The 11,938-nt window shown below is 66.6% G+C and carries 9 protein-coding genes; 2 read left to right on the forward strand and 7 right to left on the reverse strand.

The window, feature by feature from the left end; translation table 11 throughout:
* Positions 1-19 precede the first annotated feature (19 nt).
* Positions 20-730, forward strand: a complete 711-nt coding sequence (locus A6M56_RS01530; protein WP_102079358.1) for a tetratricopeptide repeat protein — start codon at positions 20-22, stop codon at positions 728-730.
* A gap of 129 nt (positions 731-859) precedes the next feature.
* On the opposite strand, the gene A6M56_RS01535 is transcribed toward A6M56_RS01530, so the two are convergent.
* Positions 860-3,532: an FtsK/SpoIIIE family DNA translocase gene (locus A6M56_RS01535; protein ID WP_102079357.1), complete on the reverse strand. Its 2,673-nt coding sequence runs from the start codon at positions 3,530-3,532 to the stop codon at positions 860-862.
* Between the two features lie 260 nt (positions 3,533-3,792).
* Between A6M56_RS01535 and A6M56_RS01540 the strand changes: the two genes are divergently transcribed.
* The gene (locus A6M56_RS01540) at positions 3,793-4,374 is read left to right on the forward strand and encodes a hypothetical protein (protein WP_102079356.1); all 582 of its coding nucleotides are present in this window, start codon (positions 3,793-3,795) and stop codon (positions 4,372-4,374) included.
* Between the two features lie 9 nt (positions 4,375-4,383).
* Here the strand turns inward: A6M56_RS01540 and A6M56_RS01545 are convergent, their stop codons facing one another.
* From A6M56_RS01545 to A6M56_RS01570, 6 genes are read right to left on the reverse strand one after another with little or no spacing between them, the layout of a single operon-like run.
* Positions 4,384-5,685: an MFS transporter gene (locus tag A6M56_RS01545; RefSeq protein WP_102079355.1), complete on the reverse strand. Its 1,302-nt coding sequence runs from the start codon at positions 5,683-5,685 to the stop codon at positions 4,384-4,386.
* Between the two features lie 55 nt (positions 5,686-5,740).
* The gene (locus A6M56_RS01550; protein WP_102079354.1) at positions 5,741-6,631 is read right to left on the reverse strand and encodes an SMP-30/gluconolactonase/LRE family protein; all 891 of its coding nucleotides are present in this window, start codon (positions 6,629-6,631) and stop codon (positions 5,741-5,743) included.
* Positions 6,632-6,635: 4 nt separating this feature from the next.
* Positions 6,636-7,481 carry an NAD-dependent epimerase/dehydratase family protein gene (locus A6M56_RS01555; protein ID WP_062738227.1) on the reverse strand — a complete coding sequence of 282 codons (846 nt, stop codon included), beginning with the start codon at positions 7,479-7,481 and terminating at the stop codon, positions 6,636-6,638.
* Position 7,482: 1 nt separating this feature from the next.
* Entirely contained in the window at positions 7,483-9,084 is a 1,602-nt protein-coding gene (garD, locus tag A6M56_RS01560) for a galactarate dehydratase (protein WP_102079353.1), read from the reverse strand.
* A 41-nt stretch (positions 9,085-9,125) separates the two neighbouring features.
* A complete protein-coding gene (locus tag A6M56_RS01565; protein WP_102079352.1) occupies positions 9,126-10,535 on the reverse strand; it encodes an enolase C-terminal domain-like protein in 1,410 nt (469 codons plus the stop codon).
* Between the two features lie 18 nt (positions 10,536-10,553).
* Entirely contained in the window at positions 10,554-11,906 is a 1,353-nt protein-coding gene (locus A6M56_RS01570) for an MFS transporter (RefSeq protein WP_102079351.1), read from the reverse strand.
* Positions 11,907-11,938 lie beyond the last annotated feature (32 nt).

The following is an 11,938-nucleotide window of genomic DNA, read 5'->3' on the forward strand; positions in this document are numbered from 1 at the left end:
CCAGTTTCAGGAACAAACTATGGGCTTACTGAAAAAACTCTTCAGCCGAAACGCCAGCGCCCGGGACGCCAACCCGCCCCCACCGCCGAAAGACGACGATACCTCGCCCGACATCGCCCCCGAACTCGCCGCTGCCTTGGAGGCCTACCAACAAGGCCAGTACGAAACGGCCATCACCGCGGCAGCACCCTACGCTGATCGCCACGCCGACGCCAATCGCCTATGCGCGCTCGCCTATTCGGACATGCGCCGCTATCCCGAGGCCTTTCCTTACTGGCTTGCATTGTTCGAACAGGAACCCAGCGCGCACAACGCACTGCAGCTGGCGACGACGTCCGTCATGTGCGGCGAACTGAAGCGCGGCGAAGCGTGGTTGATGAAGTTCGACGAGATCAACGAGCAGACGCACGAGATGTCCAGCGTCACGGCTCGCACGCAGTTCATCTCGTCGCTCACGCAGAGCGGGCACGTGGCCGAGGCATTGCCGTATCTGGATTGGCTGCGCGATGTCTACGCGCACGTTCGCATCACCGATTCGCACTTCCTGTACATGCGCGGCATTCCGTTTTTCCCGAGCTTTCTGGAAAACAGCCTGCCGATTCTCAAGGCCACCCTGCCGGCCGAGGCGGTCGCTCAGTGGTATGGCGTGTTGTCGGGGCAGTTGGATGAGGAAGGCGAGGCGCAGCTCGGGGCGTGGCTGCAATCGTTGAGCGTCACCGCAGAAAGTTGAGCTGCGCCGGCAGTTGATAGCCGACTGGGCTTCTCGGAAAGCGCCAGGTCGGCCAAGGTCTTCAGGTCCGCCGCAAGACGCAATGAATCGATCGCGCCGCACCGCTCAGGAGTGGCAGACACCCGCCTGTCACTCCCCGCCTCCCGGCGCCAACACCTCACGCTGCCCATTCCGCCCCATCGGCGACACCAGCCCCGCCGCTTCCATCTGTTCGATGAGCCGCGCGGCACGGTTGTAGCCGATGCGCAGTTGCCGCTGCACGGAGGAAATCGACGCGCGGCGCGTGTTGAGCACAAACGCCGCCGCTTCGTCGTAGAGCGGATCGGCTTCTGCATCGCCGCTATCGCCACCGAACAAATCGCCGCTCGCGGCGGCTTCTCCCGGATCACCGGCGAGGATGGCTTCGTCGTATTCGGGCTCGCCAAACTGCTTCCAGTGTTCGACCACGCGGTGCACTTCTTCATCGGCAACGAACGCGCCGTGCACGCGCTGCGGATACCCAGTGCCCGGCGGCAGGAACAGCATGTCGCCCTGGCCGAGCAGCGATTCGGCGCCCATCTGATCGAGAATCGTGCGCGAGTCGATCTTGGAGGACACCTGGAACGCCACGCGCGTCGGAATGTTCGCCTTGATCAGGCCGGTGATGACGTCCACCGACGGACGCTGGGTCGCCAGAATCAAATGAATGCCGGCGGCACGGGCCTTTTGTGCGAGGCGCGCGATCAGCTCTTCGATCTTCTTGCCGGCCACCATCATCAGGTCGGCCAGTTCGTCGATGACGACCACGATCATCGGCAGCGTCGAGAGGGGCTCGGGCGCATCGGGCGTCAGCGAGAACGGATTCGGCACCTTGCGGCCGGCCTGTTCTGCCGCGCGGATCTTCTGGTTGTAGCCGGCCAGGTTGCGCACGCCCAGCGCCGACATCAGCCGGTAGCGCTTTTCCATCTCGCCCACGCACCAGTTCAGCGCGTGCGCGGCCTGCTTCATGTCGGTCACCACGGGCGCGAGCAGATGCGGAATGCCCTCGTACACCGAGAGTTCCAGCATCTTCGGGTCGATCATGATCATGCGCACGTCGTCGGGCGTGGCCTTGTACAGCATCGACAGGATCATCGCGTTGACGGCAACCGACTTGCCGGAGCCCGTGGTGCCGGCCACCAGCAGGTGCGGCGCGCGGGCGAGATCCGTCACCACCGGGCTGCCGGTGATGTCTTTGCCCATGGCCAGCACAAGGTGCGACGCATGCGACTGGAAATCCGCCGCGTTCACGACCTCCGACAGGCGGATCATTTCGCGGCGGGCGTTGGGCAGCTCCAGGCCCATGCACGTCTTGCCAGGGATGGTTTCGACGACGCGGATGGACGTCACGCCCAGCGCGCGCGCCAGATCCTTCATCAGCCCGACAACCTGCGCGCCGCGCACCCCTACCGCCGGGTCGACTTCGAAGCGCGTAATGACCGGCCCCGCGGAGGCGCCGACCACCGTGACAGGCACCTTGAACTCTGCCAGGCGTTGCGCGATGAGGTTGCTGGTTTCCTCGAGGTGTTCGGCAGAGACCGACTCCGCGTTGCTCGAAGCCGCCGTCAGCAACGCAGTGCTCGGTAGCCGATAGTCCCGTGGCACGATCGGCTCGGCCTGGCTGGCCGGGGCCGGCGCAGCGCGCGACACCACTTCGCCCACCACGGCGGGCAGCACGATGCGCGGTTTGGGCGCGGGCGGTGCCGCCACCGGAGCGACGGGCTCGGCCGGCGGTGCAGCGGGGACGGGTCCGGCTTGCGGCAGCGCTTCATCCGCAAGAACCGACTGCGCCCCGGGCGCTGCCGCGTGCGGCTCGGGCGTCGTTGCGGTGGGTGGCAGCAGCTCCCGCAGTTCGGCCAGCAAGGCCTCGGCCTCCTGGCGCACGGCGTCCAGATCCACCACGGGGGGTTCGGCCGCAGGTGCCGGCGGTTCCACGGGTGCCGGCGGCACCGGTTCGGCGAGCTGCGCGGGTGCGGGCGCCTGTGCGGGTGGGCTGGGCGGCGCCGCGGTCTTCAGCCCCAGCTGCGGCTGATGAAACGGGCTGCTGACGATGGTGGCACGCGGCTTCGGGCGATCTTTCGGTGCGGAGGCCGGCACCGCAGCGGACGCGGCGGCTGCCGGGGGCATTGGCTTTGCAACTGCCGGCGCCTCGCCGGACGCGGCTTTCTGCGCATCGAGCAATGGCCAGATCTCTCCGGGCTGGGGCGGCGACGGACGCGTGCGAGGCGGTGGCTGCCAGGCCGGCTGGCGACGTGCGGAAACGGCTTGGATGCCGCGATGCCGGACTGCCGGTTGCGCGGTGCCTGCGCTGCCCGTCCAGCGCACGGACGCTGCCCCGCCCAAGCCCAGGGCGGTGGGCTTCAGGACGTCTTCATGCGGTTCGTCGCGCGGTTCGGCGGGTGTGTCGGGGGATGCATCCAGCGTGCGGCTGCGCGTGACGAGCTGGCGCCACGAGCGCCCAAACACCATCGGCGCCACCCAGATCAGCACGCCGAGCATCAGCACAAACGCGCCCGTCCATCCAAGCAGCTGCGAGAACACCGAAGACAACGCCCGTCCGACTGCACCGCCAGCCTTGTCCTGTGGGTCGGCGCCGGACGTCAGTGCCTCGAGCGCGGCACTGGCGCACAGCACCACGAGCGTCACCAGCCAGAGCCTGACGGTGCCCCGGCCCCTGAGCACGTGGCGCTCCCCTGCCAGCATGCGCACGGCATACCGCCACGCCAGCGGCAGCAGCCATACGGTGGAAATGCCAAACCAGCCAAGCCCCATGTCGAACGCCATCTACAAATGCCAGGCCGCGATTGTAGCGGGGCGCGCCGCAGCCATGAGAAACGGGCCGGCCGAAAAGCACTGGCCGGGCGAGCGCCGTTGCAATACGGCCTCGCCGATATGGGCTCTTCGATGGCAGACCGCCTGGTCCACGCCATGCACGCCGTCCTGCGCCCGGCGTCCATGCAGGTAACGTTGGGGCGACTTCCCACGGGGCAGGCCCCGCATTTGCTTGCGCCATGGGGAACCGCGTTTCCCGAGGAGGAGGCCCCATGTCACTCATCGTCGCCGCACGTTTCGACACGTTCGAGCGCGCCGAAGCCGCTGCGCGCACGCTCTTCGCAGAGCGTTTTTCCGAGGAAGACGTGAACGTCTTCTTCGTCAATCCGTCCGGCCAGCACGCGGCCTACCCCATCGGTGGAGACCGGAATGCCGACCCCGGCGCCGCCCGCGCACATGCCGGCGCGGGCAAGGGCATGGCCATCGGCGCAGCGATAGGCGCGGTGGCTGGGGTGGTGGTGCTGATTGCGCTGCACGTGGCCGTGCTGTTTTCCGTGGTGGCGGCCGGCGTGGGCGCCTATATCGGCTCGCTCGCCGGCGCGATGATCGCCATGCGCGACGAACCGCAGCCCAGTCAGCCGCCCGACGCCACGTTGCGCACGCGGCATTCGGGCGTGCTGCTTGCCGTGCGCGTCATGCCGGAGCGCGAGGCCGATGCAGCGCGCATCCTCGCGGCTGCCGGCGGCATGGACGTCGAAGAGGCAGCGGGCCGTTGGCGCAACGGCGAGTGGGTCGACTTCGACCCGCTCAGCCCCGCGAGGATCAACCCGAAGGTCGGCGCCCGCGCAGCGTAGTCCGACGCGTCAGGCCGCCTGGCTCGATGCAGTGCCGCCCGGCTGCACGGGCACGGGCCGCGCCTGCTTGTCGTTGAGCATGGTCCACACCACGAGGGCCGCGACGATATCGAACACCGCCAGCGCCACGAACAGTGGGTTGTAGCCGATGGTGGCCGCCAGCGTGCCAACCGCCAGCGAGAACAGCATGCCGCCCAGATAGCCCGACATGCCTGCCAGACCTACGGCGGTACCAAGCTCGTGCTTGCCGAACATGTCGGACGTGAGCGTGTACAGCGCACCCGACAATGTCTGGTGGGCAAAGCCGCCCACGCAGAACAGCGCAATCGCCGTGTACGGGCTGGTCGCCAACCCGATGCAGGCGGGGCCGATCATGCATACGCAGCCCGTCACCATCACGAGCTTGCGCGACGTCACCAGCGACACCTTGAACCGCTTCTGGAACCACGGCGCGAGGTAGCCGCCCAACACGCACCCCACGTCGGCCGCCAGGAACGGCAGCCACGCGAACAGCGCGATCTCCTTGAGGTTCATGTGGCGCTCGGTGGCCATGTACAGCGGAATCCAATAGTTGAACGTCTGCCACGCAGGCTCCGAGAGGAAGCGCGGCACGGCAATCCCCCAGAACCGCTTGCTGCCGACGATCTTGCCCCACGAGGGCTTGGGCGCGTCGGCATCGTCGTCGGGCGCTTCCTGCCCGGCGCGGATGTACGCATGCTCTTCGGCCGACAGGCGATGGTGCTTGGCCGGCACGCGATAGAGCACGAACCACAGCACGCTCCACACCAGCCCCATCGCGCCGATCACGGCAAACGCAAAGCGCCAGTTGCCGTGCAGGATGCACCAGACCACCAGCGGCGGCGCCACCACCGCGCCCACTGAGGAGCCGATGTTGAACCAGCCGGTGGCAATCGAGCGCTCCTTGGCTGGAAACCACTCCGACGTGGCACGCAGCGCAGACGGAAAGCCGGCCGCCTCGGTCATCCCCAGCATCGCGCGGAACGCCGCCAGCGAGAGCCAGCCGCCGGCCGTGCTGTGCAGGATGCAGACGGCCGACCATGCCGCCGCAAACAGCGCAAAGCCCAGCTTGGTGCCGAGCACGTCGAGCACGTAGCCCGCCACCGGCTGCATCACCATGTACGCCGCCTGGAATGCCGCGACGATGTAGCCGTACTGCTGTGTGCTGATGTTCAGTACCTTGTTGACTTCAGGCGCTGCAACGGCGAGCGCATTGCGCGCGAGGTAGTTCATGATCAGGCCGCTCAGCACGAGCCCGATGATCCACCAGCGCAAGCCTTTGATGGGTTTCATGTGTTGTCTCCTAAGAGCTCCCCGGTGTGTTCTTCTATGTGGGGCGTACTGCGGTTCAGAGGTGTAGAACGGGTTCCGGGAGTCCGGTCACCCCCGGGCGCACTGCAAACGTGGCGCCCGAGAGCGAGTCGCCGCCGATCATGATCGACGTGACGAACAGGGTGTCCAGCCCCGGCCCGCCAAAGGCGCACATGGCGGGCTTGGGCGTGGGAATGGCGATACTGCGATCGAGCTGGCCGTCCGGCGTGAACCGGTGCACGACGCCCGCATCGTTGCCGCAGATCCAGTAGCAGCCGTCGGCGTCGACCGCCGCACCATCGGGCCGGCCGGGGTGCGCGTTCATGTCGATGAAGACGCGGCGGTTGTGCGGCGTGCCGGTGTCGACGTCGTAATCGAAAGCCCAGACCGTCTGACGGCTTGCATGCGAATCCGACAGATACATCGTCTTGCCATCGGGGCTGAACGCCAGGCCGTTCGGGACGATCAGGTCATCGATGACGGAATCGACGCGCCCAGTGCGCGCGGCATCTGCATCAAACCGATACAGCTTGCCCAGCGGCAGACCCAGCGAAGTGTCCAGCACCATCGTGCCGGCCCAAAACCGGCCTTGGCGATCGCAGCGACCGTCGTTGAAACGCATGTCGGGGCGAGCATGCGCCACCGTGGCGAGGCGCTGCAGGGGCCCAAGTGCGACGCCGGCGCTGGGCGGTGGCGCGAGAAAGATGCCCGTTTCCATCGCCATCGCCCAACCGTTGGGCGCCATGGCTATACAGCCGGCCATCTCGGGCAGCGCCCAGTTGTCCGCCTGGTCCGAGAAGACGTTCCAGCGCCACAGCTTGCGGCCCGGAATGTCCGTCCAGTACAGCGCCTGCTCGCCGGCATGCCAGACGGGGCTTTCTCCCACGCCGCATCGCATGGTGCCGATGCGTTCGACGTTCAGGGACATCGCGTCAATCTCCGAACGGGCCGGCCTTGACGAACGCGCCACCCTGGTACACCGCCGCCGGATCGTCAGGCGGCAGCGGGGGCTGAGCCTCGACCTGCGCGCGGAAGATCTCGCTCGTCTGCGTGGGCTGGTAGCCGAGGTGCGCGGCGTGGCGGTTGTCCCACCAGCGGTCGCGATTGTTCGACATGCCGTAGACCACCGTGAAGCCGACGTTCGGCACGAACAGGGCGCGGCGAATCAGCTGCTCCAGGTCGTCGTAGCCGAGCCAGGTGACGAGCATGCGGCGGTCCTTCGCTTCCGGAAACGACGAGCCGATGCGGATGGCCACCGTTTCGATGCCGTAGCGGTGGAAGTAGAAGCTGGCGAGCTGCTCCCCGAACACCTTGCTCAAGCCGTAGTAGCCATCGGGCCGGGTCGGTACCGTGCTGTCGATCACCTCGCCCTGCTTGTAGAAACCGATGGTGTGGTTCGAGCTGGCGAAGACGATGCGCCGCACGCCATGACGACGCGCAGCTTCGTACAGGTTGTAGGTGCCTGCGATATTGGCCGGCAGGATCTCTTCAAACGGCCGCTCGACCGACACGCCGCCCAAATGCACGATGGCGTCGGTGCCGGCGACGAGCGCATCGACGGCTTTCGCATCAGCCAGGTTGCACGGCACGATCTCCTCGCCGGTGCGTGCTTCGCCCAGATTTGATATATCAGACAAGCGCAAAGAATCGGCGTACTTGGGCAGGCGCTCGCGCAGCACCTTGCCGAGGTTGCCGGCGGCGCCAGTCAGCAGCAGGCGGTGGCAGCGTGTTGTCACGCCGTCGAGCGGATCGTTTTGAAGGTTGATTTCAGGGGTCATATCAGGTCACCGGGGCGGGGTTGAACAGGGCCAGCGCGTTATGCAAACCGAGCTTGTCGGCGCAGACTTGTTTGCGGCCGCTCGCCACGTCAAGAATCAGGTGGAACAGTTCCCAGCCGATATCGGCAATGGTGGCTTCGCCGGTGGCGATGCGGCCGGCGTCAAGGTCGATCAGGTCATGCCAGCGCTCGGACAGCGCCTTGCGCGTCGACACCTTGATGACCGGCGCCATGGCCAGCCCATACGGCGTACCGCGGCCGGTCGTGAACACCTGCAGGTTCATGCCGGAGGCCAGCTGCAACGTGCCGCACACGAAATCGCTCGCGGGCGTCGCCGCAAAGATCAGGCCCTTGCGACGCACTTTCTCACCGGGGCCAAGCACATCGACGATGGGCGTGCTGCCCGACTTCACGATCGAACCCAGCGCTTTTTCCACCACGTTGGAGAGCCCGCCCTTCTTGTTGCCCGGCGACGGGTTGGCGCTGCGGTCGGTCTGGCCACCGCTGAGATAGTTGTCGTACCAGGCCATCTCGCGCAGCAGCGCGCGGCCGACGTCTTCATCGATGGCGCGCGGCGTGAGCAGATGGATGGCGTCACGCACCTCGGTCACTTCCGAGAACATCACGGTGCCGCCTGCGCGGACGATCAGGTCCGCCGCAAAGCCGACCGCCGGATTGGCCGTCACGCCCGAGAACGCATCGCTGCCGCCGCACTGCACCCCAACCACGAGGTCGGATGCCGGGCAGGTTTCGCGCTGGCGCTTGTTGAGATGCTCCAGGCGGCGCTCGGCCATCTCCATGATGGCGTCGGTCATGCCGATGAAGCCGTCGAAGGCTTCGTCCTGCAGACGCAGCACCGGCGAATCTGCGGTGCCGGCCACTTCGATCGGAATGCGGCCGCCCGGGGCCAGCTTTTCCGGCACAAGGCGTTCCGGGACGAGCTTTTCGCAGCCCAGGCCGATCACCATGATCTCGCCGCCAAAGTTCGGATTCAGCGCCAGGTTCTGCAGCGTGCGGATCGGCACGATGGCGGCCGGCGCGTTGATGGCGACACCGCAGCCGTACACATGGTTGAGCGCGACCACATCGTCGACGTTGGGGAAGCGCGGCAACAGCTCGCGCTTGATGCGGCCGACCACGTAATCCGTCACGCCTGCCACGCACTGCACGCTGGTCATGATGCCCAGCACGTTCTTCGTGCCCACCGTGCCGTCTGCGTTGCGATAGCCCTCGAAGGTGTAGCCCTCCAGTCTGGCGAGCTTCGGATCGGGGCGCGTGGCCAGCGGCAATTCATCCAGCGCGGGCGCAGACGGCAGCTTGACCGCATGCTCGTTGACCCAGCTACCGCGCGGCAGCGGCTTCACGGCATAGCCGATCACTTCGTTGTAGCGAATGATCGCGTCACCTTCGGCCAAGTCGACCAGCGCCACCTTGTGGCCTTGCGGCACGCCTTCGACCAGCACGGTGCCATCGGCCAGCGCCGTGCCGGCGGGCAAGCCGCGTGCGTTGACGACAATGGCGACGTTGTCACCGTCGTGCACTCGGATCGTCAGCGCCTTTTCAGTTGCGTTGCCGGCCTCAGGGGCCAGCGTCGGTTCAGACATCACAGACTCCGTGATTGATTCAAACTCAAACGGGCTTCTTTTCAGCGCCCCAGGCTCGGGCGCTTCGGGTCATACGTCCAGCCCGGCACGAGGTATTGCATGGCCATGGCGTCATCACGCGCGCCAGGGCCCAGGGTCTTGTACAGCGCATGGGCGGCCATGACGCGCTCCATGTCGATTTCGATGCCGAGGCCCGGCCGCTCCGGCACGGCCACGTGGCCGCCCTGGATGCGCAGCGGCTCGTACGTCAGCCGCTCCTCGCCCTCCTGCCAGATCCAGTGCGTATCGATGGCCGTGATGTTGCCGGGCGCGGCGGCAGCCACATGCGTGAACATCGCCAGCGACACATCGAAGTGGTTGTTGGAATGCGAGCCCCACGTCAGGCCCCACTCGTCGCACAACTGCGCCACGCGCACGGAGCCTTGCATGGTCCAGAAATGCGGATCGGCCAGCGGAATATCGACCGCGTGCAGCTGCACGGCGTGGCCCATCTGCCGCCAGTCGGTCGCGATCATGTTGGTGGCCGTCGGGATGCCGGTGGCGCGCTTGAATTCGGCCATCACCTCGCGGCCCGAATAGCCGGCTTCGGGGCCGCACGGGTCTTCGGCATAGGCCAGCAGATGCCCTTGGCCCTTGCACAGCGCAATCGCCTCGTTGAGCGACCACGCGCCGTTCGGGTCCAGCGTGACGCGGGCGTGCGGAAAGCGCGCCTTGATGGCGGCAATCGCTTCCATCTCATCCGCACCGCGCATCACGCCACCCTTGAGCTTGAAATCGGCAAAACCGTAGCGCTCGGTGGCGGCTTCGGCGAGTCGTGCGATGGCGGCGGGTGTCATGGCGGCTTCGTGGCGCAGGCGCAGCCAGTCGTCGGTGCCGTTCGCGCCATCCAGATACGGCAGATCGGTCTTGCGGCGGTCGCCCACGTAGAACAGATAGGCGAGCATCGGGGCGCTATCGCGCTGCTGGCCGGCACCGAGCAGCTCTGCCACAGGCGCCTCCAGAAACTGGCCAAGCAGATCGAGCAGCGCCGCTTCCACCGCCGTGATGACGTTGTCCATGCGCAGGTTGATCTCGTGCGGCTGGCGCAGTACCGCCGCTTCCGACGCGGAGGTCACCTGGTGCACGGCCGCCTGATGCGCGGCATTGCCGCCACCGGCCAGCGCGCGGCGAATGCTGTTCAGCACGCCGTTGGTACGACCGATCGATTGACCGACCACCAGCGGAATCACGCGCTCCAGCGCCTGGCGGATGCCCTCCCCGCCCGGCACCTCGCCCACGCCGGTGCGCCCGGCGTTGTCCTTCAGGATCACGAGGTTGCGTGTAAAGAACGGAGCATGCGCGCCGCACAGGTTCAGCAGCATGCTGTCGCGGCCCGCGACGGGAATCACCTGCATCTCCGTCACCCGCGGCGTGTGCGTGCGTGCGCCGGACTCGATCGATTGCAACGTCACTTACGAGGCTCCCGTGGCTTACAGCGGCTTGAGTTCCACACGCTTGATCTCGCCGACCATGAACAGGTAGCAGACGATGGCGACCAGCGCGTGGATCCCGACGTACACCAGCGCACCGTTGAACGAACCCGTTGTGTTGACGATGTAACCGATGGCGATGGGCGTGGTGATGCTCGACAGGTTGCCGAACGTGTTCATCAGCGCGCCCGACAGGCCGGCGATCTGCTTGGGCGCCGTATCGGAGTTCACCGCCCAGCCGAGCGCACCGAGCCCCTTGCCGAAGAACGACAGTGCCATCACCGCCACCACGATCGACTGCGCGTCGACGTAATTGCAGATCACCATGCTCATCGACAGCAGCATGCCCAGCACGATCGGCACCTTGCGCGCCACCGACAGCGAAGCCCCGCGGCGCAGCAGCGCGTCGGAAATGATGCCGCCCAGAATGCCGCCCAGGAAGCCGCACACCGCCGGGATCGACGCCACGAAGCCGGCCTTCAGGATCGACATGCCGCGCGCCTGCACCAGGTACACCGGGAACCACGTGATGAAGAAGTACGTGAGCGCGTTGATGCAGTACTGCGCGATGTACACGCCCATCAGCATGCGGTTGGTCAGCAGCTGCTTGACGTAGCCGAGGTTCGGGCCTTCGGTCTTGGCCACGCCCGCGCGGTCCATGTTGACCAGGCCGCCGCCGGCCTCGATGTAGTCGATCTCGGCGCGGTTGACGCGCGGGTGATCCTTCGGCTCGTGCACGGACATCTTCCACACGAAGGCCATGGCGATGCCGATCACGCCCATCACGATGAACACGTGGTGCCAGCCGAACTCGTGCACCAGCCACGCCATCAGCGGCGCAAACACTACCGTGGCCGCGTACTGCGCGGAGTTGAAGATGGCCGAGGCGGTGCCGCGCTCGTTGGCCGGAAACCATGCCGCCACGATGCGGCTGTTGGCCGGGAACGACGGCGCTTCAGCCGAGCCCACCAGGAAGCGCAGGCAAAACACCATGGTGACGGCCGCCGCGCCGGTAAAGAAGCCGACGGCGCCCTGCGCCAGCGTGAACACCGACCACAGCAGGATGCTGAACGTGTAGACCCGCTTGGAGCCGAATCGGTCGAGCAGCCAGCCGCCCGGGATCTGCGAGATCACATAGGCCCAGCCGAACGCAGAAAAGATGTAGCCCAGCGAGACGGCATCGATGCCGAGCTCCTTCTGCATGGCTGAGCCGGCGATCGAGATCGTTGCGCGGTCGGCATAGTTGATGGTCGTCACGATAAACAGCATCGCGAGGATCATGAAGCGCACGCGGCTCATGCGCTCGGCGCGCGGTACGGCCTGTGCTCCCACGGCGGGGGCTTTGATGTCCATCGTCTCCTCCTTGGCCGGCGCCCGTCATGCGC

Source organism: Ralstonia sp. RL, assembly GCF_001683835.1.
Taxonomy (GTDB): Bacteria; Pseudomonadota; Gammaproteobacteria; order Burkholderiales; family Burkholderiaceae; genus Ralstonia; species Ralstonia mannitolilytica.

Excerpts from the sequence above, each read along its gene's own strand:
- A6M56_RS01550 (WP_102079354.1), bottom strand. The coding sequence starts at position 6,631 with ATGTCCCTGAACGTCGAACGCATCGGCACCATGCGATGCGGCGTGGGA.
- A6M56_RS01570 (WP_102079351.1), bottom strand. The coding sequence starts at position 11,906 with ATGGACATCAAAGCCCCCGCCGTGGGAGCACAGGCCGTACCGCGCGCC.
- A6M56_RS01535 (WP_102079357.1), bottom strand. The coding sequence starts at position 3,532 with ATGGCGTTCGACATGGGGCTTGGCTGGTTTGGCATTTCCACCGTATGG.
- A6M56_RS01540 (WP_102079356.1), top strand. The coding sequence starts at position 3,793 with ATGTCACTCATCGTCGCCGCACGTTTCGACACGTTCGAGCGCGCCGAA.
- A6M56_RS01545 (WP_102079355.1), bottom strand. The coding sequence starts at position 5,685 with ATGAAACCCATCAAAGGCTTGCGCTGGTGGATCATCGGGCTCGTGCTG.
- garD (WP_102079353.1), bottom strand. The coding sequence starts at position 9,084 with ATGTCTGAACCGACGCTGGCCCCTGAGGCCGGCAACGCAACTGAAAAG.
- A6M56_RS01555 (WP_062738227.1), bottom strand. The coding sequence starts at position 7,481 with ATGACCCCTGAAATCAACCTTCAAAACGATCCGCTCGACGGCGTGACA.
- A6M56_RS01530 (WP_102079358.1), top strand. The coding sequence starts at position 20 with ATGGGCTTACTGAAAAAACTCTTCAGCCGAAACGCCAGCGCCCGGGAC.